The 25564-nt window shown below is 66.0% G+C and carries 32 protein-coding genes; 12 read left to right on the forward strand and 20 right to left on the reverse strand.

What is annotated here, in order from left to right:
* Positions 1-325: 325 nt before the first annotated feature.
* Both dnaA and ACWIKC_RS11035 read left to right on the forward strand, forming a co-directional pair.
* Positions 326-1792, forward strand: coding sequence for a chromosomal replication initiator protein DnaA (gene dnaA / locus ACWIKC_RS11030; RefSeq protein WP_454597551.1), 1467 nt, complete (start codon positions 326-328; stop codon positions 1790-1792).
* A 130-nt stretch (positions 1793-1922) separates the two neighbouring features.
* Complete coding sequence (locus ACWIKC_RS11035; RefSeq protein ID WP_454597552.1) at positions 1923-2696, forward strand: HesA/MoeB/ThiF family protein; 774 nt, start codon at positions 1923-1925, stop codon at positions 2694-2696.
* Here ACWIKC_RS11035 and ACWIKC_RS11040 read toward each other — a convergent pair.
* Complete coding sequence (locus tag ACWIKC_RS11040; protein WP_454597553.1) at positions 2685-3386, reverse strand: NAD-dependent deacylase; 702 nt, start codon at positions 3384-3386, stop codon at positions 2685-2687. The genes ACWIKC_RS11035 and ACWIKC_RS11040 overlap by 12 nt on opposite strands.
* Positions 3387-3421: 35 nt before the next feature.
* Here ACWIKC_RS11040 and dapB point away from each other — a divergent pair, with 35 nt between their 5' ends.
* The 3 genes from dapB to ACWIKC_RS11055 are packed head-to-tail and all read left to right on the forward strand — an operon-like array spanning position 3422 to position 5258.
* On the forward strand, positions 3422-4150 hold the full coding sequence (gene dapB / locus ACWIKC_RS11045; RefSeq protein ID WP_454597554.1) for a 4-hydroxy-tetrahydrodipicolinate reductase: 729 nt from the start codon (positions 3422-3424) through the stop codon (positions 4148-4150).
* Positions 4147-4818 (forward strand): endonuclease III, encoded by a 672-nt coding sequence (gene nth, locus ACWIKC_RS11050; RefSeq protein ID WP_454597555.1) that lies wholly within the window; start codon positions 4147-4149, stop codon positions 4816-4818. The genes dapB and nth overlap by 4 nt, the downstream gene beginning before the upstream one ends.
* A 26-nt stretch (positions 4819-4844) precedes the next feature.
* Positions 4845-5258 (forward strand): hypothetical protein, encoded by a 414-nt coding sequence (locus ACWIKC_RS11055; RefSeq protein WP_454597556.1) that lies wholly within the window; start codon positions 4845-4847, stop codon positions 5256-5258.
* A gap of 6 nt (positions 5259-5264) precedes the next feature.
* On the opposite strand, the gene ACWIKC_RS11060 is transcribed toward ACWIKC_RS11055, so the two are convergent.
* Both ACWIKC_RS11060 and dapE read right to left on the reverse strand, forming a co-directional pair.
* Positions 5265-6500, reverse strand: coding sequence for a dicarboxylate/amino acid:cation symporter (locus ACWIKC_RS11060; RefSeq protein WP_454597557.1), 1236 nt, complete (start codon positions 6498-6500; stop codon positions 5265-5267).
* 25 nt (positions 6501-6525) lie between these two features.
* On the reverse strand, positions 6526-7662 hold the full coding sequence (gene dapE, locus ACWIKC_RS11065) for a succinyl-diaminopimelate desuccinylase (RefSeq protein ID WP_454599487.1): 1137 nt from the start codon (positions 7660-7662) through the stop codon (positions 6526-6528).
* Positions 7663-7690: 28 nt separating this feature from the next.
* Here dapE and ACWIKC_RS11070 point away from each other — a divergent pair, with 28 nt between their 5' ends.
* Positions 7691-8158, forward strand: coding sequence for a cupin domain-containing protein (locus tag ACWIKC_RS11070; RefSeq protein ID WP_454597558.1), 468 nt, complete (start codon positions 7691-7693; stop codon positions 8156-8158).
* A 30-nt stretch (positions 8159-8188) separates the two neighbouring features.
* On the opposite strand, the gene ACWIKC_RS11075 is transcribed toward ACWIKC_RS11070, so the two are convergent.
* Together ACWIKC_RS11075 and ACWIKC_RS11080 are read right to left on the reverse strand one after the other, a co-directional pair.
* Positions 8189-9058 carry a S1/P1 nuclease gene (locus ACWIKC_RS11075; RefSeq protein ID WP_454597559.1) on the reverse strand — a complete coding sequence of 290 codons (870 nt, stop codon included), beginning with the start codon at positions 9056-9058 and terminating at the stop codon, positions 8189-8191.
* Positions 9059-9084: 26 nt separating this feature from the next.
* Complete coding sequence (locus tag ACWIKC_RS11080; protein ID WP_454597560.1) at positions 9085-9756, reverse strand: glutathione S-transferase family protein; 672 nt, start codon at positions 9754-9756, stop codon at positions 9085-9087.
* 103 nt (positions 9757-9859) lie between these two features.
* On the opposite strand from ACWIKC_RS11080, the gene ACWIKC_RS11085 reads away from it, so the two are divergent.
* Complete coding sequence (locus tag ACWIKC_RS11085) at positions 9860-10276, forward strand: VOC family protein (protein WP_454597561.1); 417 nt, start codon at positions 9860-9862, stop codon at positions 10274-10276.
* Positions 10277-10279: 3 nt separating this feature from the next.
* On the opposite strand, the gene yihA is transcribed toward ACWIKC_RS11085, so the two are convergent.
* The 6 genes from yihA to ACWIKC_RS11115 form a co-directional block, all read right to left on the reverse strand.
* Entirely contained in the window at positions 10280-10924 is a 645-nt protein-coding gene (gene yihA / locus ACWIKC_RS11090; protein WP_454597562.1) for a ribosome biogenesis GTP-binding protein YihA/YsxC, read from the reverse strand.
* Positions 10924-12702 carry a membrane protein insertase YidC gene (gene yidC / locus ACWIKC_RS11095; protein WP_454597563.1) on the reverse strand — a complete coding sequence of 593 codons (1779 nt, stop codon included), beginning with the start codon at positions 12700-12702 and terminating at the stop codon, positions 10924-10926. The genes yihA and yidC overlap by 1 nt, the downstream gene beginning before the upstream one ends.
* An 81-nt stretch (positions 12703-12783) precedes the next feature.
* On the reverse strand, positions 12784-12993 hold the full coding sequence (yidD, locus tag ACWIKC_RS11100) for a membrane protein insertion efficiency factor YidD (RefSeq protein ID WP_454597564.1): 210 nt from the start codon (positions 12991-12993) through the stop codon (positions 12784-12786).
* Complete coding sequence (gene rnpA, locus ACWIKC_RS11105; RefSeq protein ID WP_454597565.1) at positions 12990-13379, reverse strand: ribonuclease P protein component; 390 nt, start codon at positions 13377-13379, stop codon at positions 12990-12992. The genes yidD and rnpA overlap by 4 nt, the downstream gene beginning before the upstream one ends.
* 145 nt (positions 13380-13524) lie before the next feature.
* Positions 13525-13659 carry a 50S ribosomal protein L34 gene (gene rpmH, locus ACWIKC_RS11110; RefSeq protein ID WP_454597566.1) on the reverse strand — a complete coding sequence of 45 codons (135 nt, stop codon included), beginning with the start codon at positions 13657-13659 and terminating at the stop codon, positions 13525-13527.
* Between the two features lie 150 nt (positions 13660-13809).
* Positions 13810-14706, reverse strand: coding sequence for an alpha/beta hydrolase (locus ACWIKC_RS11115; RefSeq protein WP_454597567.1), 897 nt, complete (start codon positions 14704-14706; stop codon positions 13810-13812).
* 197 nt (positions 14707-14903) lie between these two features.
* Between ACWIKC_RS11115 and ACWIKC_RS11120 the strand changes: the two genes are divergently transcribed.
* Positions 14904-16412, forward strand: a complete 1509-nt coding sequence (locus ACWIKC_RS11120; RefSeq protein ID WP_454597568.1) for a YifB family Mg chelatase-like AAA ATPase — start codon at positions 14904-14906, stop codon at positions 16410-16412.
* Between the two features lie 27 nt (positions 16413-16439).
* Here ACWIKC_RS11120 and ACWIKC_RS11125 read toward each other — a convergent pair whose 3' ends face one another.
* Positions 16440-16790, reverse strand: coding sequence for a hypothetical protein (locus ACWIKC_RS11125; protein WP_454597569.1), 351 nt, complete (start codon positions 16788-16790; stop codon positions 16440-16442).
* A 111-nt stretch (positions 16791-16901) separates the two neighbouring features.
* A complete protein-coding gene (locus ACWIKC_RS11130; RefSeq protein ID WP_454597570.1) occupies positions 16902-17447 on the reverse strand; it encodes a winged helix-turn-helix transcriptional regulator in 546 nt (181 codons plus the stop codon).
* 189 nt (positions 17448-17636) lie between these two features.
* On the opposite strand from ACWIKC_RS11130, the gene ACWIKC_RS11135 reads away from it, so the two are divergent.
* Positions 17637-17975: a CC_3452 family protein gene (locus ACWIKC_RS11135; RefSeq protein WP_454597571.1), complete on the forward strand. Its 339-nt coding sequence runs from the start codon at positions 17637-17639 to the stop codon at positions 17973-17975.
* A 95-nt stretch (positions 17976-18070) separates the two neighbouring features.
* Here ACWIKC_RS11135 and ACWIKC_RS11140 read toward each other — a convergent pair whose 3' ends face one another.
* From ACWIKC_RS11140 to galE, 3 genes are all read right to left on the reverse strand, one after another.
* Positions 18071-18685 (reverse strand): HAD family hydrolase, encoded by a 615-nt coding sequence (locus ACWIKC_RS11140; RefSeq protein WP_454597572.1) that lies wholly within the window; start codon positions 18683-18685, stop codon positions 18071-18073.
* Between the two features lie 94 nt (positions 18686-18779).
* Positions 18780-18905: a type B 50S ribosomal protein L36 gene (gene ykgO, locus ACWIKC_RS11145; RefSeq protein WP_007165381.1), complete on the reverse strand. Its 126-nt coding sequence runs from the start codon at positions 18903-18905 to the stop codon at positions 18780-18782.
* Between the two features lie 100 nt (positions 18906-19005).
* Complete coding sequence (gene galE / locus ACWIKC_RS11150) at positions 19006-20046, reverse strand: UDP-glucose 4-epimerase GalE (protein WP_454597573.1); 1041 nt, start codon at positions 20044-20046, stop codon at positions 19006-19008.
* Positions 20047-20175: 129 nt separating this feature from the next.
* Here galE and ACWIKC_RS11155 point away from each other — a divergent pair, with 129 nt between their 5' ends.
* Together ACWIKC_RS11155 and ACWIKC_RS11160 are read left to right on the forward strand one after the other, a co-directional pair.
* Positions 20176-20772, forward strand: a complete 597-nt coding sequence (locus ACWIKC_RS11155) for a DUF4136 domain-containing protein (RefSeq protein WP_454597574.1) — start codon at positions 20176-20178, stop codon at positions 20770-20772.
* Positions 20769-21908: a M14 family metallopeptidase gene (locus ACWIKC_RS11160; RefSeq protein ID WP_454597575.1), complete on the forward strand. Its 1140-nt coding sequence runs from the start codon at positions 20769-20771 to the stop codon at positions 21906-21908. The genes ACWIKC_RS11155 and ACWIKC_RS11160 overlap by 4 nt, the downstream gene beginning before the upstream one ends.
* Positions 21909-21930: 22 nt before the next feature.
* Here the strand turns inward: ACWIKC_RS11160 and ACWIKC_RS11165 are convergent, their stop codons facing one another.
* The 4 genes from ACWIKC_RS11165 to ACWIKC_RS11180 form a co-directional block, all read right to left on the reverse strand.
* On the reverse strand, positions 21931-22104 hold the full coding sequence (locus tag ACWIKC_RS11165) for a hypothetical protein (protein WP_454597576.1): 174 nt from the start codon (positions 22102-22104) through the stop codon (positions 21931-21933).
* An 86-nt stretch (positions 22105-22190) separates the two neighbouring features.
* Positions 22191-22610: a cytidine deaminase gene (locus ACWIKC_RS11170; protein ID WP_454597577.1), complete on the reverse strand. Its 420-nt coding sequence runs from the start codon at positions 22608-22610 to the stop codon at positions 22191-22193.
* A gap of 10 nt (positions 22611-22620) precedes the next feature.
* The gene (locus ACWIKC_RS11175; RefSeq protein ID WP_454597578.1) at positions 22621-23355 is read right to left on the reverse strand and encodes a glycoside hydrolase family 25 protein; all 735 of its coding nucleotides are present in this window, start codon (positions 23353-23355) and stop codon (positions 22621-22623) included.
* Between the two features lie 4 nt (positions 23356-23359).
* A complete protein-coding gene (locus tag ACWIKC_RS11180; protein ID WP_454599488.1) occupies positions 23360-23875 on the reverse strand; it encodes a UPF0262 family protein in 516 nt (171 codons plus the stop codon).
* A gap of 139 nt (positions 23876-24014) precedes the next feature.
* Between ACWIKC_RS11180 and ACWIKC_RS11185 the strand changes: the two genes are divergently transcribed.
* Complete coding sequence (locus ACWIKC_RS11185; protein WP_454597579.1) at positions 24015-25553, forward strand: replicative DNA helicase; 1539 nt, start codon at positions 24015-24017, stop codon at positions 25551-25553.
* The last annotated feature ends 11 nt before the right edge of the window (positions 25554-25564 follow it).

Consider the following 25564-nt stretch of genomic DNA (forward strand, 5'->3'; position numbering starts at 1 on the left):
TGACAAATCCGCCATTCTAGGGCTTAAATCCCCTAAAAATCGCGGAATTCAGCCAGTTGAACGGAGGCCTGCGGGCTAGGGTCGAGTCAACATTTTTATTTCGCTTTTTTTGCAGCATCCACACTTGCGACTCATCCGAAGCTGACCCTAGAAGACGGTCTGCCTGGGGCGGGACAGCCCGGGCTCCACAATTTGGAAGATACGATGGGGGTTCCCGGAAGGATCGATTCCGGGAGATGGCGACGCTGTGTCTCCATCCTCGCCAGACATGATAAACGCTTTGCCGGCTGCGCTGCTAGCTGGCCCGATTTTGGGTGACGAGACGATGGGCAAACTGACGGAACAGACCGGTGTGAAACGCAACGGGCGGGAGGATCTGATGGAGGATCTCGAAGCGGTAAATCTGGCTGCCGACTGGGCCGACATCAGCCAGGGCCTGCGCAAGGATCTGGGCCAGCAATTGCACAGCCAGTGGATCAAGCCGATCCAGGTCGGCGCGCTCGATCGCGACACCGGAACGCTCGATCTCTACCTGCCGACACAATTCTCCGCCGACTGGGTCCGTGACCGCTTCTCGGACCGCCTGTCTCTGGCGTGGAAAATCGCACGCGGCGAAGTGCGCCAGATCGCCATCTCGGTCCATCCCGGCCGCCGCAAGGTCGCCGATCTGCAATTGCATTCCGATGGCCGCCGCCCCGCCAATGACGGGGCAGATCAGTCGATGATGGCAATCTCTGCCGACACGCTGAACGATTCCGGCTTCACTTCCAGCGTCGGTCTCGACCCCTCGCTGACCTTCGCCGCCTTCGTTACCGGCGAAGCCAATGTGCTGGCCTGCAACGCGGCGCAGCGCATGGCCGCGCCCGAAAAGCCGCAGTTCTCGCCGCTCTATCTCAAGGGCGCCACCGGCCAGGGCAAGACCCACCTGCTGCACTCGATCGGCCATTCCTTTCTCCAGGCGCATCCGCGCAGCCGGATTTTCTACTGCAGCGCCGAGCGCTTCATGGTCGAATTCGTCCAGGCGCTGAAACAGAACCAGATGATCGAATTCAAGGGCCGGCTGCGCAGCTTCGACCTGCTGCTGGTGGACGACATCCAGTTCATCATCGGCAAGGCCAGCGCGCAGGAAGAGCTGCTCTATACGATCGACGCGCTGCTCGCCGAGGGCAAGCGGTTGGTCTTCGCCGCTGACCGCGCGCCGCAGGCGCTCGACGGGGTCGAACCCCGGCTGCTCAGCCGCCTCTCGATGGGTCTGGTCGCCGATATCCAGGCCGCCGATATCGAATTGCGCCGCAAGATCCTGGTCAGCAAGCTGACCCGGTTCGCGCCGCTCGAAGTACCCGACGACGTCATCGATTTTCTCGCCCGCACCATCACCCGGAACATCCGCGAGCTGGTGGGTGGATTGAACAAGCTGATCGCCTATGCCCAGCTGACAGGGCAGGAAGTCTCGCTCCAGCTCGCCGAGGACCAGCTCACCGATATCCTTTCGGCCAATCGCCGCCGGATCACCATCGACGAAATCCAGCGTACCGTGTGCCAGTTCTATCGCATCGACCGCTCCGAAATGAGCTCCAAGCGGCGCGCGCGCGCCGTGGTCCGCCCGCGCCAGGTGGCGATGTATCTCGCCAAGGTTCTGACCCCGCGCTCCTATCCCGAAATCGGCCGCAAATTCGGTGGGCGCGATCACTCCACCGTGATCCACGCGGTGCGATTGATCGAGGATCTGCGCCAACGCGATGCCGATATGGATGGCGATGTCCGCAGCCTCTTGCGCCAGCTCGAGAGCTGATCGCGCAGACTGATCCCGGCAAGGGCCGGGGTTCTCCTTCCCACAGGTTCCGACCCGAGCGCGGCAACGACGCGCCCGGTTTTCGGCGCGCTATCGACACCCGTTCCACAGAATGCCAACAGGGTTGTCCATGAGCCTGTCCCCCGTCCGCCTCGAGCGTTTCGCCCGCCATATCGTCCTTCCCGAGATCGGCGGCGCGGGTCAGGTCGCACTGGCGGGCAAGCATGTCGTGCTGATCGGCCTGGGCGGGATCGGTTCGCCCGCGCTGCACTATCTCGCCGCAGCGGGGATCGGTCGTTTGACAGCGGTCGACGACGACGTGGTCGATGCCAGCAATCTCCAGCGCCAGACGCTGTTTACCGAACGCGATGTCGGCCACGGCAAGGCGGTGGCCGCCAAGCGCTGGGTCAGCGCCTTCGACCCAAAGCTCGACATGACAATCCACGACAGGCGGGTCACCGCCGAGAATGCCGGTGCGCTGTTTGCGGGCGCCGATCTGGTGCTCGACGGGACCGACAATTTCGCCACCAGGCTGGCGGTGTCGGACGCCTGCGTCGCAGCGGGAGTCCCGCTGCTCAGCGCCGCCGTGGGTCGGTTCCAGGGCCAGGTCGGCGCATTCGCCGGACACCGCTCAGGACAAGCCTGCTACCGCTGCTTCGTCGGCGATGCCTTCGATGCCGAGGATTGCGACAGCTGTGCCGAGGACGGCATGCTCGGCGCGATGGCGGGCTGGGTCGGCACGTTCGGGGCGCTGCACGCGGTGCGGATCCTGCTCGACGGCATCAGCGACTTCGGCGATCCGCAATGGGGCACGGTCCACCTGCTCGATGGCATGACGCCCGCGATGCGCAGTTTCCGCATCGCCAAGGACCCGGCCTGCTCCGGCTGCGGTTCAGCCGCCTAGCATCTCGTCCACCCATTCCGGTACCAGCTGCGTCGCAGGGCCCTGACGGCTTTCTTCGAACCAATGTGAGCCCTGACTGCGCTCGAGGTTGAGTTCGAGGGTCCGCGCGCCGAGCTGGCTCGCATCCTGCACGAACCCGGCGGCGGGATAGACCGCGCCCGAGGTACCGATCGAGACGAACAGATCCGCCTGGCGCAGCGCCGCATAGATGCGCTCCATTTCATAGGGCATCTCGCCGAACCACACGACATCGGGCCTTAGCGCGGGTTCGCCGCAATCGGGGCACGGCGGCTTCTCGACCAGCGTCCTGGTCCAGCGACGGCGCGCGTCGCAGGCGGTGCACCAGGCGTTGAGATGGGTACCATGCATATGCAGCACGCCCTCCGCGCCCGCGCGCTGGTGCAAATCGTCGACGTTCTGTGTGACGATCAGCAGGCCACCTTGCCATTCTCGCTCCAGCCGGGCGAGCGCCATATGCGCGGCGTTGGGCTGTTTGGTCAGCACCGCTTCGCGGCGCATGTCGTAGAAGCGCTGGACGAGCTCGGGATCGCGCGCGAAGGCTTCGGGGGTGGCGACATCCTCCACCCGGTGCTGTTCCCACAGGCCCCCGCCATCGCGAAAGGTATCGATCCCGCTTTCGGCGGAGATTCCCGCCCCGGTCAGGACGACGATATTGCGCATACGGGCCATGTCCCCCATGAAGCATGCGGATTAGGGGAATGGCAATGGCACGGATCGGGATCGTCGGCAGCGAAGGTCGGATGGGGCAGGCGATCGCCGCCATCCTGCCCGAACTCGGGCACGAACTCGCGGGCGGCGTCGACAAGGGCGGCGATGTCGCGCGGCTCGCCGATGCCAGCGACGTGCTGGTCGATTTCTCTTCTCCCGGCAGCCTGGAAGCCAATCTGCACGCCGCGATCGGTGCAGGGATTCCGCTCGTCATCGGGACCACCGGACTGGAAGAACGCCACCATCGCGCGATCGACGACACCGCGCGCGCGGTGCCGATCCTCCAGACCGGCAACACCTCGCTCGGCATCACGCTGCTTTCGCATCTGGTGCAGGAGGCGGCGGCCCGGCTGGGCGAGGACTGGGATATCGAGATCGTCGAAATGCATCATCGCCACAAGGTCGATGCCCCCTCGGGAACCGCATTGCTGCTGGGTGAAGCCGTTGCCAGGGGTCGCGGGGTCGAGCTGGCGGAGCGGCGCGAAAGCGGGCGCGACGGCCATACCGGCGAGCGTGCACCGGGCGCGATCGGCTTCGCCGCGCTGCGCGGCGGGACTGTGGCGGGCGAGCACAGCGTCATCATGGCGGGCGCGCAGGAGCGGCTGACCTTCTCGCACAGCGCCGAAGACCGCAGTATCTTCGCCCGCGGCGCAGCCCGCGCGGCCGAATGGCTGATCGGCAAGGATTCGGGCCGCTACACCATGCGCGACGTGCTGGACCTTTGACCCGCGCCGAAATCTTCGAATTCTTCCGCCGGCTCGCCGAGGACAATCCCGAACCCGAAACCGAGCTGGAGTATGGCAACGCCTTTCAGCTCGTGGTCGCGGTGGCGCTGAGTGCGCAGGCGACCGATGTCGGGGTCAACAAGGCGACCCGCGCGCTGTTCGCGCATGTCGAGACGCCGCAGCAGATGCTCGACCTGGGCGAGGATGGCCTCAAGCAGCACATCAAGACCATCGGCCTGTTCAACTCCAAGGCGAAGAACGTGATCGCGCTCTCGCAATTGCTGGTCGACGAATACGACAGCGAAGTGCCTGATACCCGCGAGGATCTGGTGCGGCTGCCCGGCGTCGGGCGAAAAACCGCCAATGTCGTGCTCAATTGCTGGTTCGGGCAGGAGACCTTCGCCGTCGACACGCATATCCTGCGCGTCGGCAATCGCACCGGGCTGGCCAAGGGCAAGACCCCCGAAGCGGTCGAGGCGAAGCTGGAAAAGCGCGTGCCGCAGCCGTTCCGCCGTCATGCGCATCACTGGCTGATCCTGCACGGCCGCTACATCTGCAAGGCGCGGACGCCCGAATGCTGGCGCTGCCCGCTGGTCGATCTGTGCAGCTATCGCGGGAAGGTAATGGAACCGCCGCGCAAAAGTGCGGTTCAGAAACAATCAGCGTAATTTCCGTCCATCGAGGGAGTACGATCATGATCCGCACCACCGCCGCCATCGCTGCAACCGGTTTGCTCCTGGCGGGATGTGCTCAGGTCGAGGGCGAGAACCGCTTCGTGAGCGAAGCCCCGATGGCGAGCGTGACCGGCGAACCCGTCAGCTGCCTCAACACCACGAACATCCGCCAGTCGCGCGTCCACGACGATCGCACGATCGATTTCGAGGTCGGCAGCCGAACCTATCGCAACGCTCTGGGGCCGGGCTGCAGCGGCCTGGGGTTCGAGAAATCCTTTACCTATCGCACCTCGATCAACCGGCTGTGCTCGGGCGAGATCGTCTATGTGCTGCGCAGCCTCGGCGGGCAGCTCGAGCGCGGGCCCGGCTGTTCGCTGGGCGAATTCGTACCGATCGAATATGTCGATCGCGACATCGACACCATGCAACGGTAGACTCGACTAGACATCGTCTGCGCTGATCATTTCCTCGCGGTCGATCTCGCCGGTCATCACCCCAACCGTGGTCGCCACCGCCGCGTCGCCGCTGACATTGGTGACGGTCCGCATCATGTCCATGATCCGGTCCACCCCGGCAACGAAGGCGATGGTTTCGAGCGGCACGCTGACCGCGGTGAAGATCGCCGCCATCATGATCAGTCCCGCCCCCGGAATCCCCGCCGCGCCGACCGAACCGAGCGTCGCCAGCACCGCGATGGTGAGATAATCCGCGACCGACAGATCGACGCCGAATATCTGCGCCCCAAACAGCGTGGCGAGGCCGAGATACATCGCGGTCCCGTCCATGTTGATCGTCGCGCCCAGCGAGGTGGTGAAGCTGGTCACCGAGCGACTGACGCCCAGATTGCGCTCAACGCAGCGCATCGTCACCGGCAGCGTCGCGTTGGAGGAGGCGGTCGAATAGGCGACCGCCATCGCGTCGACGATGCCGCGGTAGAAATCGACCACCGGCAGCTTCGCCAGAAACTTCACGATCCCGGCATAGACCAGCCCCATGATCAGCAGGCAGCCGGCGTAGTTGAGCGCGACCAGCTTGCCGAGCGCCAGCAGCGCGGGCACGCCGACCGTGCCCGCTACCCAGGCCATCAGCGCGAACACGCCGAAGGGGGTCAGTTCCATCACCACCGTGGTGACCTTCTGCATCACGATGGCGCCCGAATCGAAAATCCGCTGCGCGGGCAGCCCTTCGTCCTTCGCCATCAATATGCCGATTCCGATCAGCATGGAAAAGATGATCAGCGGCAGCACGTTGACATCGGCCATCACCTGGACCGGGCTCTGCGGCACCATGCCGAGCAGCATCTCCTGCCAGCTGGTGGCGGTGGGTTCGGGCACTTCGCCCATCTCGATCGCGCTGGTGTCGAGCCCGATCCCCGGCTGGAACAGCGTTCCCAGCGCGAGACCGAGCCAGACCGCGATCTGGCCGGTCACCACGAACAGCAGCAGTGCGCGCCAGCCGACGCTGCCGAGCTTGCGCAGATCGCCGATCGCCGCGACGCCCGATACCAGGCTGAAGAAGATCAGCGGGACCACCAGCATCTTGATGAAGGCGATGAAGATATCGCCGACGATCTTGATGCTTTCCGCGCCCGGGCCCCATAGCAGCCCGACGATGACGCCGAGGACCAAAGCAGCGATGACCCGCTGCCACAGCGGAATGGCGAACCAAGTTTTCAACTGCAATCCCCTCGCTAACCTTGCCCTATCGGCCCAGCGCCGCTTTCGCGATCGCCGTATATATGCGGCTTAGCGCAGAAAGGTCGGCCACCGCCACCGCCTCGTCGCGCTTGTGCATGGTCGCGTTGACCAGCCCGAATTCGATCACGGGGCAGACCTCGCGCAGGAAGCGAGCGTCCGAGGTGCCGCCAGTGGTCGAGGCTTCGGGTTCGACCCCGGTTTCGTATTTCACCGCGCGGGCGATAATCTCCGAGAATTCGCCGGGCGGGGTGAGGAAGGGCTCGCCCGAGACGATCGGCAGCGTGGTCCCGCCGTGCTTCCTTGCGATTCCGGCGACGGTCTCGGACAACGAAGCGCCCGTGTGAGTATCGTTGAACCGGATCGAGATGCGCGCTTTGGCAGCAGCCGGAATGACATTGTGGGCCGCATTGCCGACCTCGATATCGGTAATCTCGAGATTCGAGGGCTGGAACCAGTCGGTCCCTTCATCGAGTTCGAGTGCGTCGAGCTCGGCGAGCATCGCCACCAGCCGCGGGATCGGATTGTCGGCCAGGTGCGGATAGGCGACATGGCCCTGCGTCCCCTCCACCTCGAGCCAGATATTGACCGAGCCGCGACGCCCGATCTTCATCATGTCACCCAGCCGGTCGACGCTGGTGGGTTCGCCGACGAGGCACAGGTCGGGCTGGTGGCCATGCTCGCGCATGTAGGCGATCAGCGCGCGGGTACCGTGGATCGCCGGGCCCTCCTCATCGCCGGTGATGATGAAGCTGACCGTACCAGCCTCGGCGGGCAACTCGGCGACGGCCGCGACCATGCAGGCGATCGCGCCTTTCATGTCGACCGCGCCGCGCCCGTAGAGCAGCTCGCCCCCGGGACTTGGGCGAACCTCCGGCTCGAAGGCCTCGCTGGCCCAGCCGCCGCCCGGCGGGACCACGTCGAGATGGCCTGCAAAGGCGAAATGGCGCGAACCTGTGGGCCCGCGGCGGATGGCGAAGAGGTTCTCGACCGGCCCGTCGGGCGCCTCGCCCGATACGAAGCGGGTCACTTCGAAACCCAGCGGTGCGAGCATGGCTTCCAGTTCGTCGAACACCGCGCCGGTGGCGGGGGTGACGCTGGGGGCGGCCATCAGGCGCTTGGCGAAGTCGAGCACGTGAGTCATGCTCTCGCCGCTAGCGGAGTATTCATCCATGCCCAAGCTCGATCTCGACGCCATCCCAAAGACCAATGCCACCGGTTATCCCGCTCCCTTTGACGCCGAGGTCGAGGGCCGCTGGTACGCGCGCCTTGCGCCTGCGGCGGGGCTCACCCGGCTGGGGGCGAGCCATGTGGTGCTCAAACCGGGCGCCTATTCCTCGCAGCGGCACTGGCACGCTGCGCAGGACGAGCTGGTGGTGATGCTGGCGGGCAAGGCCGTGCTGATCGAGGACGGGGGCGAAACCGCGGTGCGCGCGGGCGATGTGCTGGCCTGGCCTGCGGGGGTCGCAAACGGCCACCGGCTGCACAATCGTTCCGCCGAAGACTGCGTCTTTCTCGCCATCAGCGGCGGCGACCGCGAGACCGATTCGGGCGAATATCCCGACATCGACTTGGTGTTCGATCCGGAGGGCTATGCCCGCAAGGACGGAACGCGCTACTGCGCCGAACGCATTCCCTGAGCGGGCTGGCCTGAACTGACCAGCCTGCGACTAGTCTTCGGGAACCGGCAAAGGCCCAGGGGCGAAGGCCTCGTCGAGCAGCCGCGCCATCCGCAGCCCCGCCTGGACAACCCGCTGGCGCGCGACGGGCACCGCCGCGACGATATCCTCCTGCGTCAGCGCGGTGGCATCGGGCAGTTCGCCCTCGCATGGATCGCGGTCGAAGGCGTTGGGATAGACGATGTCGCGCGCGGTCTGCCAGCTTTCGCGCCCCCAGTCGTCGGGACCGCCCCCACCCAGCTCGGCGCGTTCGGCAGCAGAGTAGCGCCGCACCACCGGCGGTTCGCCGGTGATCGCGCGCTCGGCCAGCGGACCGTCCCAGATCCAGTGCAGGTTCAAACCGGGCACGATACCGTAGTCCGCTTCGCGATCGTTGCCGCCGCGATCCTCATGATCGCCCGAGTGCAACGGCATGTGCACATCGCCGACGAAATGGACGAGGAAGGCCAGCGCCTCGAGCCGTATATGCGGCGGCAGGCTTTCGTCGGCGAGCAGGCGGTGACTGCGCTCGATCTGCCCGGTGACGCAAGCGCCGCCCGAACAATTGGCGCGCGGGTTGAAGGCCGCGCACACCGGAGCGGTGCGGTAATGCCAGGCCGCAGTATAACCCCAGCGGGAGAAATCGCGGCGCACGCAATCGGGCCAGACCGAGGCGTCCTGCAGGCTCTCGAGATCGCATTCGGGGGTCGCGAGTTGCTTCGAATGGGTCAGCAGCCGGGCGATGCCGCGCTGCGTCTCGGGAGCGATGTTCTCCTCGGCGACATCGGCGGTCACCGTGTGCGCGTAGAAGCCCCACGCCGCCGCCATCTGCGGCGCCGCCAGCCCCAGCATGGCGAGACACAGCGCGAATGTGCGCATCATCCTGGTGCCGCCCATCCCAGCGCCCTTCATCCGAGCGCCGGCGCCGAATCGTATTGTTCGATGACCCATTCTTCATTCTCCGAAGCCTCGATCCAGGCTTGCATCCAATCGTGCTCCCAGACCGCCTGCATATAGGTGCCGGCGAAACCGGGAACAGCGACGCCATAGCTGATGAAACGGCTGACCACCGGCGCGTAGAAGATGTCTGCAGCGCCGAATGTGCCGAACAGGAACGGGCCGCCCGAGCCGAAGCGCGCGCGTGCTTCCGCCCACAGCCCGAGGATCCGCACGACTTCCTGCTTGGTCGTTTCCGAGGGATGGACGCCTTCGAAGCGCTTGCGGATGTTCATCGGGAATTCGCCCCGCATCGTCTGGTAACCGCTGTGCATTTCGGCGACCATCGCTCGGGCCATGCCGCGCGCGGCATCTTCCTTGGGCCAGAAGCGCTCGCGGCCGACCTTGTCGGCGAGATAGTCGAGGATCGCGAGGCTGTCCCACACCACCGTCTCGCCGTCCCACAGCAGCGGGACCTTGCCGCTCGAGGCCTGGAGGCCGCTGTCGTCTTGTTTGCGCGATTCCCAGCTCTCGCCATAGAGCGGGACGATGATCTCCTCGAAGGCGAGGCCGGACTGCTTGGCCGCCAGCCAGGCGCGCAGCGACCAGCTCGAGTAATTCTTGTTGCCGATGATCAGTTTCATGCCGGGTCCCCTGTGGCGCGCGGGCGTTAGAGGTTCCGCCTTGCGCTGTCGAGATCGAGGCGGAGGTAGGAATGCGCTTTCGATCGTTCTATGTGCCGCAGCCATGAGCCTGCGCCCCTTCCATCTCGCCTTCCCCGTCCACGACCTCGCCGCCGCGAGAGCCTTCTATGGCGGGCTGCTCGGCTGCGCCGAGGGGCGCAGTTCGGACGAATGGATCGACTTCGATTTCTACGGCCACCAGATCGTCGCGCATCTCGGCGGCGCGGCGGGCGATCGCGGCGCGAATGCGGTCGACGGCCACGATGTGCCGGTGCCGCATTTCGGCGTGGTGCTGACGATGGGGCGATGGGAGGCGCTGGCCGAGCGGCTGCGCGCTGCGGATACGCCGTTCGTGATCGAGCCCACGGTGCGGTTCAAGGGTCAGCCCGGCGAGCAGGCGACGATGTTCTTCCGCGATCCGAGCGGCAATGCGCTGGAGATGAAAGCATTCGCCGATGATTCGGCGCTGTTCGCGAGTTGAGGGCTAGACCCCGGCGTCGCTCAGCACTGCGGCGCGCAATTCGGGGATGCCCATCCCCTTCTCCGCGCTGGTGACATGTACCTCGGGGAACGCGGCGACGTGCTTCTTGGCCTCGGCCTCGACCCGGGCGACGGTCTTTTCCAGCTCGCTCGCCTTGATCTTGTCGGCCTTGGTCATCACCACGCGATAGCCTACCGCCGCCTCGTCGAGCATCGTCATCATCTCGCGATCGACGTCCTTCAGACCATGGCGGCTGTCGACCAGCACCAGCGTGCGCACCAGCACCGCGCGGCCGCGCAGATAGGTACGGACCAGCTTCTTCCATTTGTCGACCACCGCGATCGGCGCTTTGGCGAAGCCGTAGCCGGGCATGTCGACCAGCCGCATCTGCGTCGGCTCGCCGACCTCGAAGAAGTTCAGCTCCTGCGTCCGCCCCGGGGTGACCGAGGCGCGCGCGATCGCCTTGCGCGCGGTGAGCGCGTTGAGCAGAGAACTCTTGCCGACGTTGGAGCGTCCGCAAAAGGCGATCTCGGGCACCGTCGGATCGGGCAAGAACTTGAGCTGAGGCGCCGACAGCAGGAATTCCACCCGCTGCGAGAACATCTTCTCGGCCCGCTTGGTCAGCGCCTTGCGTTCGTCTTCTTCCATCAGCTCTTGGCCCCGGTTTTCTGAGCCGCTTTCTGGGCGGCTTTCTCGGCGCGTTCGGCATCGGCCGCGGCGCGCAGTTGCGGGTGCTTGGAGTAGAGATATTTCTGCTGCGCCAGCGTGAGGATGTTGCTGGTGTTCCAGTAGATCAGCAGGCCTGCGGCGAAGGGCGCCATCACGAACATCAGCACCCAGGGCATGATGTTGAAGATCTGGCGCTGCATCGGGTCGCTGACCGGATTGAGCTGGAAGGTCATCCACATCGTCAGGCCCAGCAGCACCGCGAGCACGCCGATCGCCAGGAAGCCGGGCGGGTCGAAGGGCAGCATGCCGAACGCGTTGAGGATCACCGCCGGATCGGGCGCCGAGAGATCGTCGATCCAGAGGAAGGAGCGATGGCGCATCTCGATGGCGAGGTAGAGCACCTTGTAGAGCGCGAAGAAGATCGGGATCTGTATGATCAGCGGCATGCAGCCCGCCAGCGGGTTGACCCCTTCGTCCTTGAACAGCTTCTGCATTTCCTGCTGCTGCTTGACGCGGTCCTCCTTGTGCTTCTCCTGCACCTCTTTCATCCGCGGCTGGATCGCCTTCATTCCCGCCATCGACGAGAACTGCTTCTGCGCCACGGGGAACATCACTCCGCGCACCACCACGGTCAGCAGGATGATCGCCACGCCGAAATTGCCGGCCAGCTCGTAAAGCTGGCGCAACAGCCACAGCAGCGGCTTTTCGAACCAGCGGAACCAGCCCCAGTCGATCGCCAGCCCGAAACGTTCGATCCCAGCGTCCTCGTAGCTGTCGAGGACCGTGCTTTCCTTGGCGCCGACGAACAGTCTGTTGGTGGTGCTGATTGCGCGACCCGAGGGCAGCGTGACCGGTGCCTGGATCACATCGGCGCGGAACAGGTCGTCGCCCAGCGCGCGGAAGCTGGCCTCGGTGTTGCCAGCGCCCGGAACCAGGGCGGAGAGCCAGTAGATATCGGTGAAGCCGAGCCATTCGGCCGCGCCTTCGGGATTGGTCACCTCGCCGACGGGCAGGTCGTCATAGCCATAGTCGTAACTGGCCGAGCCGCCGAACACGCCCATCGGGCCCGAATGGGCGATGAAGAAATCCTCGCTCGCGGTGCGGCTGGTGCGCGCGATCAGCGCGAAGGGCTGGATCACCGCGGCGCCGACACCGCTATTGGCGACGCGTTGCTCGGCGGTGATCATGTACTGGTCGTCGATGGTGAGCGTGATCGTATAGGTCAGCCCGTTGTCGCCCTGGTGGGTTAGGACCACCGGGCTGTCGGGCGAGAGCACCTCGCCATCGGCCTGCCACACCGCATCGGCGGGAACGCGCTGACCGTTGGCGAGGAAACCGAATTCGGCGAAATGCTGCACCGGCGTGCCGGCGGGCGCGAACAGCCGCACCGGTGGGCTGTCCTCGTCGGTGGTCTCGCGATAGTCCTTGAGGACGATGTCGTCGATTACCGCGCCGGTGAGATTGATCGAACCTGCCAGCAGCGGCGAATCGATCCGCACCCGATTGCCCGAGGCCAGCGCGCTTTCGAGCGTCACGGGTGCAGCGTCCGCAACGCCGGGCGCAAGACCTGCGCCGCTCGCCGTCGTGCCCGAGACCGCACCCGATACCGCCGCCATTTCGGCGGGCGTATCGGCAATCCCTTCGACCGCCGGATTGTTGGCAGGCTGCGGATAGAGATAGCCCACGGCCGCGTCCCAACCCAGCAGGAGCAGGGCCGAAAGAACGACGGCGAACAGGAGATTGCGTTGGTTGGTCAAAGTCGATCCCGTCAAAACTACGATCTGGGGTGCTGTATTGTATTGTCAATACACCCGGTGTTGCGAATGGGCTACGGTTGTTCAGGGCACCGGGTCGTGCCCATGACCTCCCCAAGGGTGGCAGCGCAATATACGCTTCGTCGCAAGCCATCCACCCCTGATCGCGCCGTGTTTTCCCAAAGCCTGGATAGCGTATTCGCTGCAGGAGGGGGAAAAGCGGCAGGTGGGCGGCAGAATGCGGCTCGGGCCGAGCTGCCACAGGCGCGCAATCCAGATGAGAGGGTATTTCACCGGTGCGGACCGCGCGACGGCCCATGCGAGCGACCGCGGCGGCGATCGCCCTTGCCCTCGGCGGCGCGGGTCAGCGCATGATCGAGCTCGGCGGCAAGGCTGGCGAAATCGCGCTCGATCCCGCCCTCGCGGCCGATCAGCACATGATCGTGATCGGGCAGGCCGCGCTCGGGCAGCGCCGCCCACAGCAATTCGCGAAAACGGCGCTTCATCCGGTTGCGCACCACCGCATTGCCGATCTTCTTGGTCACGGTGATGCCGTAGCGCTTGTCCCGCCCCCCATTGGGATAGGCCAACAGCACGAAGCCCGGCTGCGCCACGCGTATCCCTCGATTCGCCGCGAGGAAATCGGCGCGCTTGGCGATGACCTGTGGATGCCGGGACATGGGAATGGCTCACTCCCGCTGCGGGCCGGAAACGACACGGGCTCCCTCAGGGAGCCCGCATGGCCGATCGGCCAACCGCTGCGACGCGAGCCTCAGGCTGCGCGAGCGGGACTGACGCACGCGCATGTGCGCGTGCGCGACCACATCAGGCGCAGAGCGTCTTGCGACCGCGACGGCGGCGGTTGCGCAGGACCTTGCGGCCACCCGGGGTGGCCTTGCGTGCGAAGAAACCGTGGCGGCGCTGGCGCACCAGGTTGGAAGGCTGGAAAGTCCGCTTCATCGGATCGTCCTTATCTAGATACGTTCAAAGGGTGCGCGGCCAGGAACAAGCGGCACGAGGCACCAACAAAAAGGGCCGCCTGTCGAGGCGACCGCTCTTAGGAGGCGCGCATAGTGCAGCCGCGCCCCTGCGTCAAGCGACGTGGGGCGCTTACTGCATGCGGACCGAGAGGTAGGCGATCCGCGGCGAACGCATCTTGGCGTAGCGATCGACCCATTGGCCCATCTCGCCCGCTTCCATCCAGCGTGCACGGTGATGGGGGACCGAATTGGTCATCGCATAGAAGGCGCGCGCCTGCTGCGACGACATACCCATATCGGCGTAATAGTCCAGATAGACGCGGTTTTCCGGAGCATCGAGCGAGAAATCGTCCGCCTCGCGGCCATATTCGTCGCGCCAGCTGTGGACCGCGAATTCGGCGCCCGGTTCCATGCTGCGCTCGATCCCGGCGAGGAACAGCTCGACCGCGCCCGAGCGGACCGAGCCGTGGGACGGGACATGGGTGGCGAGGCCAGCCTTGCGGATCATCCGCCCGAGCTGGAGATTGGCGCGATCGTCCAGAGTGCCGGGGCATTCGATCATGTCGAGTCGCGAGAGACCCGGGTTGTCCGCAAGCACGCGCGCGAACCAGCTGGGGCTCATCGCATCGGTCTCGCCGATCAGCTCGACCCGGTCGCCGATCACGCGGAAGGGCCCGTATTGGAGCGCGCCATAGCGGGCGGCGGGGCGATGCGCCTGGACGAAGCCCTGCGTCTCGGGCTGCTGCACCGGAGCGCGCCACTGGGGGAGATCGCGCGGAACTGCCGAATAGGAGATCGCCTGACCCTGTCTCGGGCGCGGCAGGGCGAAGCGCGCAGCCTGTTCGCGCGCCGGTCGGATCTGAGCCGCACGCATCGGCTGCGACCGGACCGGTTCGGCCTGGGCCTGGCCCTCCCAGGTCACGACAGGCTGCGTCGGCAGATAGATAAGCGCCAGCGACTGGGCGGCGGCGGGGCTGGCACCGGCAAGTCCGAGTGCAGCGAGCGAGAGGGTTGCAAGGCGAAGCATATCGCATGCTCTGGGCCCCGCCACCTTGCGAACATGCCAAGGGCTTTGGATAACCCGGTCTTAACCATGTTTGCCGCGAACCCGTTCGAACCGGACCGAACAACGCAGCCCCCACTCGACAGGCGGCGAATCGCGTTCCAAAAGAGGCATCGGCAAAGCGCCAAGACATGAGGGCAAGCACCTGGAGGGGGATAGGCTTGGTCGCACTGGTTCGGACGGTCGCCTATCTGGGGCTCGAGGCACGCGCGGTCGAAGTGCAGTGCCAGGTCGCGCCTGGCCTCCCGCGCTTCAGCGTCGTCGGCCTGCCCGACAAGGCGGTGGGCGAAAGCCGCGAGCGGGTGCAGGCTGCGCTCTCCGCCATGGGGCTGGCGCTACCGCCCAAGCGGATCACCATCAACCTTTCCCCCGCCGACCTGCCCAAGGAGGGCTCGCACTACGACCTGCCGATCGCGCTGGCGCTGCTGGCCGCGATGGGGGTGACCGATGCCGAACAGCTGATCGATTGGGTGGCGGTGGGCGAGTTGGCGCTGGATGCGCGGGTGGTGCCCTCGCCCGGCGTGCTGCTCGCCGCGATCCACGCCAGCGAGGCGGAGCTCGGGCTGATCTGTCCGCGCGCGCAGGGGGCAGAAGCACGCTGGGCCAGCGGCGTGCCGGTGATCGCCGCGCCCGATCTAGCCAGCCTGCTCAACCATCTAAAGGGCACGCAGCGGCTACCCGAGCCCGTACCGGGCGAGGTGGAAAAGGCCCCGCCCGGCCCCGATCTCAAGCGGGTCAAGGGGCAGGAAACCGCCAAGCGCGCGCTGGAGATCGCCGCAGCCGGGGGGCACAACCTCTTGATGGTGGGCCCTCCCGGCGCAGGAAAGTCGCTGCTCGCTTCCTGCCTGCCCGGCATCCTGCCCGAGCTAAGCCCCGCCGAAGCGCTCGAGGTGAGCATGGTGCAGTCCGTCGCCGGCATGCTGGAGGAAGGGCGGATCAGCCGCCACCGCCCGTTCCGCGCGCCGCATCACTCGGCCTCGATGGCGGCGCTCACCGGGGGCGGGCTGCGGGTCAAGCCAGGGGAGGTCAGCCTCGCGCATCTCGGCGTGCTGTTCCTCGACGAATTGCCCGAATTCCAGCGAGCCGCACTCGATTCGCTGCGCCAGCCGCTTGAGACCGGCCATGTCGATGTCGCGCGTGCCAATGCGCACGTTACCTTCCCCGCGCGCGTCCAGCTGGTCGCGGCGATGAACCCTTGCCGCTGCGGCCATCTGGGCGACCCCGCGCTGGCCTGCAGTCGGGCGCCTAAATGCGCGGCGGATTACCAGGCGCGGGTTTCGGGACCGATGCTCGACCGGATCGATCTGCATGTCGAGGTCGATCCGGTCAGCGCCGCCGATCTCGCTCTGCCCCCGCCCGCCGAAGGCAGCGCCGAAGTGGCAGCGAGGGTGGCTGCCGCGCGCTTGCGCCAGACCGCACGCGCCGAGGCGAGCGGCGCACGCAGCAATGCCGAGCTCGATGGCGACGCGCTGGAGGAATTCGCCACACCCGACGAGGCCGGGCGCAAGCTGCTGATGCAGGCGGCCGAGGCGATGCGGCTTTCGGCACGCTCCTATGTGCGGATGCTGCGGGTGGCGCGAACGATCGCCGATCTGGCGGGCACGGAAGCGGTCGGGCGGATCCATGTCGCCGAGGCGCTCAGCTATCGGCGGCAACCGCCACGGGCATGACAGGAGGGAAGCGGAGGTCGCGAGGCCTCAGTCGGCTTCGCTCATATTGAGGTTGAGCTTGACCGGTTCGTGCTCCTGATCGCCTTCGAACTTCTTGAGGAAATCCTCGATCGGCACCGCCTGTTCGCGGTTCACCAGCGGAACGGGCTTGGTCAGTTCGAGCGCGCGTTGCTCGTCCGGCGTCATGCGGACGTGGATGAAGGGCACCCAGACCTCGCCATATTCGGCCTTCTGGTACCAGACGTCGAGGATGTCGTAGGACATCCACTGGCCATCAGGTTCTTCGAGGCGGATGCCCTCGCCGATTCGCGGGACGGCGACGGTCTTGAGGCGAAAGACCGTCTGATGGGTCTCGTTCTGGACTTCGATCTCGATCACGACTGCGCCGATTCCCGTTGAGCGGTAGTGCCTAGCGTCGGCACTGCCAGCAACGTGTTGAAATCGTTTTAACGGTGACGTCATGCAGGCCCTTTCGGGCCGACGCCATGTTCAGGCGGCTTCGCGCGGCCCCGAGCGTTTGACGAATTCGAGCGTCAGCGCGCCCTTGCCCTCCTCGGCCTTGCTGCCATCGGCGCGGATACCGCGCTGCGCGCGATCAATCAGCGCGAGGTCCTTGGGTCCGAGGATTCGCCCGTCATGCGAGAGGATCGAGACCGGACCGATCGGCAGGCGGTCGCGTTCGTCGACCAGTACGGGGTTCTCGAACACCTCGCCGCCGTATTTCTGGCCCCATTGGCGCAGCGCGATCATCGCCGGCAGCAGGTCGAAACCCTTGTCGGTGAGGCGATACTCGATCTTGCGACGATCTTCGGCCATCGGCTTGCGCGCCAGGATGCCGTGCTCGACCAGCTTGGCCAGGCGGTTCGACAGGATGTTGCGCGCGATGCCGAGCTCGGTAAGGAACTCCTCGAAGTGATGCAGCCCGTTGAAGCCGGCGCGCAGGATCATGAAGCTCCAGCGTTCGCCCATCACCTCCAGCGCTTGCGGCAGCCCGCATTCCGTCAGTTCGCGCAGCGGTTCTCTGATCTCGCCCATGAAAATCCTTTCCCGCGTTCTTCCTACCCGGAAAACGCGCGGGTGCAAATCGACCCGGCTGTTGACGATTTAAGTTGCATCATGAAACCTAGTTAGCTAGGCGGTGATTCGCAACAGGTTTCAAATAGCAACCTAGTTGCAATTATGGAAACCCCGGTTGATGTAAACGCAAGCTCGAAGGACTCTCCCATGACCCTCTCTCTCCCTCGCCTCACCAATCTTTCCGCCATCGCGCTGGGCCTCGGCTACACCGCCTTGACCTTCGGCGCCGCTCTGGCACCGGCTCCCGCCACCGCCGCATCGGGCGCCTATTATGTCGCCGAACTGGCAGCCCCGGCAAGCGACAGCCGCGCCGTCGCCGGTGGCGTCGCCTGGTCCTGCCAGGGTACCACCTGCGTCGCCAACAAGGGCACCAGCCGCCCGATGCGCATATGCCGCGAACTGCAGCGCGAAATGGGCGAAGTGACCGCCTTCACCGCCAATGGCGAAGCGCTCGAAGCCGACAAGCTGGCGCGCTGCAACGACTGATCCGTTCCAAGCCTCCCCCACCCCTCTCCATCGGGTGGCCAACTGCCCCGGCCGCGCCTGTCCCCACAGGCGGCCGGGGCTTTCTTTTGTCTGGCCTAGGTTTCTTGGCCCAGCAGACCGCGCTCTTCGAGATCGGCGCGTAAACTCGGCGCATCGGTGAAATGATGCGCCTGCCAGCCGCAGGCGCGCGCGCCGTCGATATTGGCGCGATTGTCGTCGATGAACAGCATCGCTTGCGGTGCATGGCCGAAGCGCGCGGCAGCGAGCGCGAAGATCGCCGGATCGGGCTTCACCAGCCGCTCCTTGCCCGAGACCACGATTTCGCGAAACAAGTCGAACACCGGCTGGGTCGGACGAAATCCGTCCCAGAATTCGGCACCGAAATTGGTGATCGCATAGAGCGGCATGGCGCGCGCGTGGAGTTCGTCGACGATGGCAAGGCTGCCCGGCACCGGGCCGGCGATGGTCTCGTTGAAGCGTGAAGCATAGGCCTCGATCAGCGGCGCGTGCTCAGGGAACAGAGCGATCCTCTCGGGCACCATTTCGGCCAGCGGGCGCCCGGCATCGTGCTCGAAATGCCATCGCTCGGTCACCACCTCGGCGAGTATGAATTCGAGCTCGGCCGGATCGTCGATCAGCTTCTCGAACAGCGCGCGCAGCTGCCACTGGAACAGCACCCGACCGACATCGAACACCACCGCCTCTACCATTTCGCATTCCCCCAACGGAAGCGGCCCGCGCTCCCATCAAGGGAGCCGGGCCGTTCACCTCACCATCTTCCGCGGCCCATCGCCGCGGCGCAATTCAGCCCTGACGGGCCTTGAAGCGACGGTTGGTCTTGTTGATGACATAGGTCCGTCCGCGACGACGGATCACGCGGCAGTCGCGGTGACGGTTCTTGAGCGACTTGAGGCTGTTGCGGATTTTCATGACGGGTTCCGTATGACAAATAAATACGCGCCGGAGATGAGACTCCGACGCGCGGATTTCAAGCGCGCCGGTTAGCGACGGGGCCGAGTCGGGTCAAGCACTACCTGCCCTGCCCGGATGGCGCACTGGTGTCGCCCGCGCCCTCTTGCGCCAGGCGGCGCTCCCAGTCCAGCGCATGCGCCACGATTGTGTCCAGATCGGCATAGCGGGGCGTCCACGGCAGCGTCTCGCGAATCCGCGCAGGGTCGGCGACTAGCGCCGCCGGATCGCCCGCGCGCCGCGGCTGCATCACCCGCTCGATCCGCCCCCCGCTCGCCCGATCCACCGCATCGAGCACATCGAGCACCGAGAAGCCGCGGCCATAGCCGCAATTCATCGTCAGCGGCCGTCCGGGCTCTGCGACCAGCGCCTCCAGTGCCAACACATGCGCCGCCGCCAGATCGCTGACATGGATATAGTCGCGCACCCCGGTGCCGTCGGGCGTATCGTAGTCGCTGCCATAGACCGCGACCCGCTCGCGCTTGCCCAGCGCCGCTTCGCAGGCGACCTTGATCAAATGCGTCGCGCCCGCAGTGGATTGTCCGGTGCGCCCCTGCGGATCGGCGCCCGCGACGTTGAAATAGCGCAGCACGCAGACATCCAGCCCATGCGCCGAGCTGGTGTCGGTAAGCATCTGCTCGGTCATCAGCTTAGACCAGCCATAGGGATTGATCGGCTGGCGCGGCGTTTCCTCGGTCACCGTCGATTGATCCGGCACCCCATAGACCGCTGCGGTAGAACTGAAGATGAAGCGCGGCACCCCAGCACCTAACGCCGCCGCGATCAGCGTCCGGCTCCTGGCGGTGTTGTTGTCGTAGTAGGCGAGCGGATCGGCGACCGATTCGGGCACCACCACCGAACCGGCGAAATGCATCACCGCGCCAATGCCTTGTTCGAGGAATATCTGTTCGAGCAAAACGCTATCGGCGATGTCGCCTTCGTAGAACGGCACCTCGTCCGGCACGGCGAAGCGGAAGCCGGTGGAAAGATCGTCCAGCACCGCCACCGGCCAGCCGGCATCGACCAGCGCCAGCACCGCATGGCTGCCGATATAACCCGCCCCGCCGGTGACCAGCACCGCCCCCTTTTCACCTGCGTTCATATCCGCTCCGCTATCAGCAACGGCCCCGTGTTTGAAGCGCCGCAATCGAACCGGCGCGTCGTACGGCACCGCTTTGCCATCCAAACGTTAGCCAAAGACCAAGATTGCCGCCCTTACAGGAGTCGTCCCATGATCCGTCGCACGCTATCCGTCGCCGCTCTGGCCCTTTCGCTCGCCGCATGCGCCACCGCGCCCGGCCCGGTCGAGGTCACCCGCTTCGTCGCCCCCACAGCCGGCGCGCAACTCGCGCAGGGGCCGATCTTCGTCCAGAGTGCGAGTGGCGAAGACAGCCTCGAGCTGGCCCCGTTCAAGGCAGCCGTCGCCGCCGAACTGGTCCGCCAGGGCTATCGCGAGAGCGACCGCGCGAGCGCGACGCAGATCGCCGAGGTCCGTGTCGAGCGCTACCGGCTGGGCAGCGATGGCGGGCGCGGCCCGGTCAGCGTGGGGGTCGGCGGCTCGACCGGCAGCTACGGCTCGGGCGTGGGCCTGGGCGTGGGCATCAATCTGGGCGGCGGTTCGCGCAGCGAGGTCGGCACCGAGATGCGTGTCGTCATCCGCGATGCCACCAACTCGCAAGTGCTTTGGGAAGGTCGAGCGGATTTTGCCGTGGCCGAAAACTCTCCCCTTGCGGATCGGACCGCCAGCGCACAGACGGTCGCCGCCGCGCTGTTCAGCGAATTCCCCGGCAACAATGGCGAAACCGTGCAAGTAGAGGTACCCGAGTGAGCGATATCAGGATCGATTCCGCTTTCGACAGCGGCAATATCGAAGTCCTTTCCGTCGATGGCGCGCGTGCGCGACTGGCAATCCCGGCGGACCACCAGAGCGAATTCAGACAGTGGTTCCATTTCCGCGTCTCGGGCGCGGCGGGGCGCGAGCTCGAGCTGGTCATCACCGGGCTCAACACCAGCGCCTATCCCGGGGGCTGGCCCGATTACGACGCATGCGTGTCCGAAGACCGCGAATTCTGGGGCCGCGCCGAATCGACATTCGACAAGGATGCCGATGGCGGCTCTCTCACCATCCGCTACACGCCCGCCAGCGAGATCGCCTGGTTCGCCTATTTTGCACCCTATTCGATGGATCGTCACCACGATCTGATCTCCGAAGCCGCGGCATCCGAAGGCGTCGACTATCGCCCGCTGGGCACCACGCTGGACGGCCAGCCGATCGACTGCCTCGAACTGGGCGATGGCGAGCGCCAGGTCTGGCTCTACGCGCGCCAGCATCCCGGCGAGACGCAGGCCGAATGGTGGATGGAAGGCGCGCTCGAAGTGCTCACCGACCCCAGCGATCCTGTGGCGATGGTCCTGCGGCAGAAGTGCCGCTTCCATATCGTCCCCAATTGCAACCCCGATGGCTCGCGCCGCGGCCATCTGCGGACCAATGCGGTCGGGACCAATCTCAACCGCGAATGGGCCGAACCCAGCGCGGAGAAATCGCCCGAAGTGCTCGCGATTCGCAATGCGATGGACGAGACCGGGGTCGATCTTGCCATGGATATCCATGGCGACGAGGCGATCCCCGCCGTGTTTCTGGCGGGCTTCGAGGGCATTCCCTCGTGGAGCGACGAACAGGGCGAGCGCTACTACCGTTACCAGCGCATCCTCGAGCGCCGCACGCCCGATTTCCAGACCCGGCTCGGCTATCCCAAGACCGCGGCGGGCAAGGCCAATCTGACCATCTCGACCAACCAGGTCGCGCACCGCTTCGGCTGCACCGCTATGACGCTCGAAATGCCCTACAAGGATCTGATCGACCTGCCAGATCCGGCGCAAGGGTGGTCGCCCGAGCGCTGCAAGCTGCTCGCGCGCGACTGCCTCGCCGCGCTGGTCGAATGGCTCGATACCGAGAAAGGCTGAGTCCTGCGCGAGGGCGGGTGAATCAGCCTTTGAGGAGGATTTCCGCCACTTCCTCCATGGAGCCGGTCACCAGCAGCGGGCTGCCGCCGACGATGCCGACCGTGGTCTGGCCGTTTTCGGCGGTGCGCAGCCAAGCGACGTTGGAAGCGACGACGAGGTAATTGCCGCCGCGCGATTGCAGGGGGATGAATTTCATCGGTCAGGTCTCCTGTGACCCGGCAGCGCCTACACGCGCGGCCCCTGAAACGGGGTTAACGCGGCGCAGAGAAATCTCCCTCCGGGTCAAGCCAGGCTGGCAGGCCCGAAGGCATCGGGCAGCAGCGCCGACAGCGTCGTGTGGCGCACCTCCTCGGGCCCGACGCAGAGTACCTGCGGATCGGTGCCGCCCAATTGCGCCAGTTCGTTGAGCACCTGCCGGCAGCGGCCACAGGGCGTGATCGGTTCGGTCCCCGGCCCCGTCACCGCCACCGCCTCGAGCCCGCCACGCCGACCCTCGGCCATCGCGCGCGCGACTGCCACCGTCTCGGCGCAGAGCGCCAGGCCATAGCTGGCGTTCTCGATATTGGTCCCGGTTATCACCGAACCATCGGCAAAGCGCAGCGCAGCGCCGACGGGAAAACCCGAATAGGGCGAATAGGACTGCGCTGCCGCGCCGCGCGCAGCGGCGATCAGCTCTTCGTCGGATGGGGTCTGGTCGGTCATCGCCATGCTCCTAGGGCCGCACCACCACCCAGCGCAACGCTTGCTCGGCGGCTTCGGTCTGAAACGCGGTGTTCGCGGTCCACAGCAGCCAGGGACGCCCGGCATAGGTGGGCTCGTTCCAATTGCGCGACAGCCACAGATTGCGGTCGATCCGCGCGGCCACGGCGTAGCTTTCCTCGAAATCCTCCGCCGGGGCGAGGATGACCGGCTTGCCGGTGTGCGCCTCGATCTGGTTGACCAGCGTCATCACCTCGCTCTGGACCGCCGCGCGGCTGACCCGCTCGGGGCAATCCTCGGCGGTGCGCTCGAGCATGATCGCCGGCGGCAACAGTTCGACATCGCGCGGCACGGTGGTGACGAAATTGGCCGATTGCCCGTCGGCGCGGGAGCAGGGGTCGAAGCGATGGACCGCGCCGATCTGCAGCCCGGCAGCGCGCGCGGCGGCGAAATTGTCGGGGAAGGCGGCATCCTTGCCATCGGCCCCGCGGCTGGCTTCGAGATAGACGAAGCCCGCCCCCAGCCCCTTGAGCGTGCGGAAGCGGACCGTTCCGTCCCCCTCGCCGATCAGCGCGCCCTGGTCCGCCCATTTGGCTTCGTCGGGGCGCCAGTTGCGCGATTCCCACCATGCCCAGCCGCCGCCGGACAGTGCGATCAGCAGCACCAGCGCGAGCAGGCGCGGCAGCCAGCGCGAACCGCGCTTGCGCGCCCGGCGGCGCGGCTGTTTGCGAGGGGCCTTGCGCGCCATCCGCTCAACCCTTGATGTGCAGAACGCAGATCAGCGTAAACAGCCGCCGCGCGGTGGCGAAATCGGTCTCGACCTTGCCCTCGAGCCGCTCGACCAGCAGCTCGGCGGCGTCGTTGTGGATCCCGCGCCGGGCCATGTCGATGGTCTCGATCTCGGAGGGCGTGGCCTTGCGAATCGCCTGGTAATAGCTGTCGCAGATGGCGAAATAGTCGCGGATCTGGCGGCGGAACCGCGCGAGGCCGAGCACCAGTTCCTCGAGCAGCTCGCCCTGCATGTCGGCGATCCGCATCGCCAACCGCCCGTCGACCACCGCCAGCGTCAATTGGAACGGCCCGCTCGCCCCGCGCTCCACCGCGCGCAGTGGCTTGAAGCTGTTCTCCTCGATAAGGTCGAAGATCGCGACGCGCCGCTCCTGCTCGATATCGGCATTGCGCCAGATGATCGTCTCTTCGTCGAGATCGACATGCGCAATGCGGTAATCGCCATCGGCGGAAGCAGGAGGGGAAGAGGAATCGGGCATCGCTGGCAGTCGCTTTCGCAGATAGTGCGGTGGCGCGGCAAGGGCTTGCACGCGCATCCCCGCTATCCACAGGGGTGGACACCCGAAGTCTGGCGCTCGCGCCTTGCCAGCCACGGGTCCGCGCGGGCATCAGAGGCGGATGCCCGAAACCGACACGCTCGCCCCGCCCGCCGATTCGCGCGCCCCCGCCGCTGCAGCCAGCCGCGAGGACAATACCGGGCGCAGCCTGCCCGCGAATCTCGAGGCCGAGGCCGCGTTCCTGGGCGCGGTGCTGATCGACAACAAGGTGATCGAGGAGCTGGCGACCCCGATCCGGCCCGAGCATTTCTTCGAACCCGTCCACCAGCGGGTCTACGAACGGGTGCTGCGGCTGCTCGATCGCAATTCGGTCGCCACCCCGGTCACGCTCAAGCCCTATTTCGAGCAGGACGAGGCGCTGCAATCGCTCGGCGGGGTGACCTATCTCGCCAAGCTGACCGCCGATGGCCAGGGCCTGCTCGCCTCGCGCGAACTGGCCGAGCAGATCTACGATCTGGCACTGCTGCGCGAACTGGTCAGCGTCGGGCGCGGGCTGGTCGAGGGCGCGCTCGACACCTCGGAAGAGGTCGCACCGATGGACAGGATCGCGCAGGCCGAGGCGGATCTGTTCCGTGTCGCCGAGGGCGCGACCGGCAACGCCCAGGCGACCGATTTCCGCAGCGCCACGCTCGCCGCGCTCAAGATGGCCGAGGCCGCGATGAATTCGGGCGGCGGACTCTCGGGCAAGACCACCGGGCTCGAGGTGATCGACCAGAAGACCGCCGGCCTGCACAGTTCGGATCTCATCATCCTCGCCGGGCGCCCGGGCATGGGCAAGACCTCGCTCGCCACCAACATCGCCTTCAACTGCGCCGCCGAGCACATGAAATGGCAGCGCGAGGGCGGCGCCTACAATTTCGGCGCCCCGGTGGCCTTCTTTAGCCTGGAAATGAGCGCCGACCAGCTGGCCACGCGTATCCTCGCCGAACAGGCCGAGATCACCAGCGAATCGCTGCGTTCGGGCAAGATCACCCGCGAAGAGTTCCAGAAGCTCTCCGCTGCCAGTCAGAAGCTCTCCGATCTGCCGCTCTATATCGACGACACGCCCGCGCTCACCATCGCCGCGCTGCGCACCCGCGCACGGCGTTTGAAGCGCCGCCACGACATCGGCATGATCGTGGTCGATTATCTCCAGTTGTTGCAGGGTTCGGGCCGCGCCAACGACAACCGGGTCAACGAGATCTCGGAGATCAGCCGCGGTCTGAAAACGCTCGCCAAGGAGCTCAACCTGCCGGTCATCGCGCTTTCGCAGCTCAGCCGCGCGGTCGAGCAGCGCGAGGACAAGCGCCCGATGCTGTCGGACCTGCGCGAATCGGGCTCGATCGAGCAGGACGCCGACATGGTGTGGTTTATCTTCCGCGCGGATTACTATCACGAGGCCTCGCGCCCCGACATGCCCGGTCCCGAGACCTCCCCCGACGCGATGGAGAAATACCGCATCTGGGAGGAGCGCTATCTCGAACTGCGCAACAAGGCGACGCTGATCGTAGCCAAGCAGCGCCATGGTTCGACCGGCAATGTCCCGCTGCATTTCCACGCCGAGATCACCAAGTTCACCAGCCCGAACAAGAAAGATTACTCGGAATGGGGCGAGCAATGAGCGCGGCTGGG

This window comes from Qipengyuania sp. SM2507 (genome assembly GCF_053714505.1).

Coding starts and splice junctions, on each gene's coding strand:
- dnaA (WP_454597551.1), top strand. CDS start 326: ATGGGCAAACTGACGGAACAGACCGGTGTGAAACGCAACGGGCGGGAG.
- ACWIKC_RS11035 (WP_454597552.1), top strand. CDS start 1,923: ATGAGCCTGTCCCCCGTCCGCCTCGAGCGTTTCGCCCGCCATATCGTC.
- ACWIKC_RS11040 (WP_454597553.1), bottom strand. CDS start 3,386: ATGGCCCGTATGCGCAATATCGTCGTCCTGACCGGGGCGGGAATCTCC.
- dapB (WP_454597554.1), top strand. CDS start 3,422: ATGGCACGGATCGGGATCGTCGGCAGCGAAGGTCGGATGGGGCAGGCG.
- ACWIKC_RS11055 (WP_454597556.1), top strand. CDS start 4,845: ATGATCCGCACCACCGCCGCCATCGCTGCAACCGGTTTGCTCCTGGCG.
- dapE (WP_454599487.1), bottom strand. CDS start 7,662: ATGACTCACGTGCTCGACTTCGCCAAGCGCCTGATGGCCGCCCCCAGC.
- ACWIKC_RS11070 (WP_454597558.1), top strand. CDS start 7,691: ATGCCCAAGCTCGATCTCGACGCCATCCCAAAGACCAATGCCACCGGT.
- ACWIKC_RS11075 (WP_454597559.1), bottom strand. CDS start 9,058: ATGATGCGCACATTCGCGCTGTGTCTCGCCATGCTGGGGCTGGCGGCG.
- ACWIKC_RS11080 (WP_454597560.1), bottom strand. CDS start 9,756: ATGAAACTGATCATCGGCAACAAGAATTACTCGAGCTGGTCGCTGCGC.
- ACWIKC_RS11085 (WP_454597561.1), top strand. CDS start 9,860: ATGAGCCTGCGCCCCTTCCATCTCGCCTTCCCCGTCCACGACCTCGCC.
- yihA (WP_454597562.1), bottom strand. CDS start 10,924: ATGGAAGAAGACGAACGCAAGGCGCTGACCAAGCGGGCCGAGAAGATG.
- rnpA (WP_454597565.1), bottom strand. CDS start 13,379: ATGTCCCGGCATCCACAGGTCATCGCCAAGCGCGCCGATTTCCTCGCG.
- rpmH (WP_454597566.1), bottom strand. CDS start 13,659: ATGAAGCGGACTTTCCAGCCTTCCAACCTGGTGCGCCAGCGCCGCCAC.
- ACWIKC_RS11115 (WP_454597567.1), bottom strand. CDS start 14,706: ATGCTTCGCCTTGCAACCCTCTCGCTCGCTGCACTCGGACTTGCCGGT.
- ACWIKC_RS11130 (WP_454597570.1), bottom strand. CDS start 17,447: ATGGGCGAGATCAGAGAACCGCTGCGCGAACTGACGGAATGCGGGCTG.
- ACWIKC_RS11135 (WP_454597571.1), top strand. CDS start 17,637: ATGACCCTCTCTCTCCCTCGCCTCACCAATCTTTCCGCCATCGCGCTG.
- ACWIKC_RS11140 (WP_454597572.1), bottom strand. CDS start 18,685: ATGGTAGAGGCGGTGGTGTTCGATGTCGGTCGGGTGCTGTTCCAGTGG.
- ykgO (WP_007165381.1), bottom strand. CDS start 18,905: ATGAAAATCCGCAACAGCCTCAAGTCGCTCAAGAACCGTCACCGCGAC.
- galE (WP_454597573.1), bottom strand. CDS start 20,046: ATGAACGCAGGTGAAAAGGGGGCGGTGCTGGTCACCGGCGGGGCGGGT.
- ACWIKC_RS11155 (WP_454597574.1), top strand. CDS start 20,176: ATGATCCGTCGCACGCTATCCGTCGCCGCTCTGGCCCTTTCGCTCGCC.
- ACWIKC_RS11165 (WP_454597576.1), bottom strand. CDS start 22,104: ATGAAATTCATCCCCCTGCAATCGCGCGGCGGCAATTACCTCGTCGTC.
- ACWIKC_RS11170 (WP_454597577.1), bottom strand. CDS start 22,610: ATGACCGACCAGACCCCATCCGACGAAGAGCTGATCGCCGCTGCGCGC.
- ACWIKC_RS11175 (WP_454597578.1), bottom strand. CDS start 23,355: ATGGCGCGCAAGGCCCCTCGCAAACAGCCGCGCCGCCGGGCGCGCAAG.
- ACWIKC_RS11180 (WP_454599488.1), bottom strand. CDS start 23,875: ATGCCCGATTCCTCTTCCCCTCCTGCTTCCGCCGATGGCGATTACCGC.
- ACWIKC_RS11185 (WP_454597579.1), top strand. CDS start 24,015: ATGCCCGAAACCGACACGCTCGCCCCGCCCGCCGATTCGCGCGCCCCC.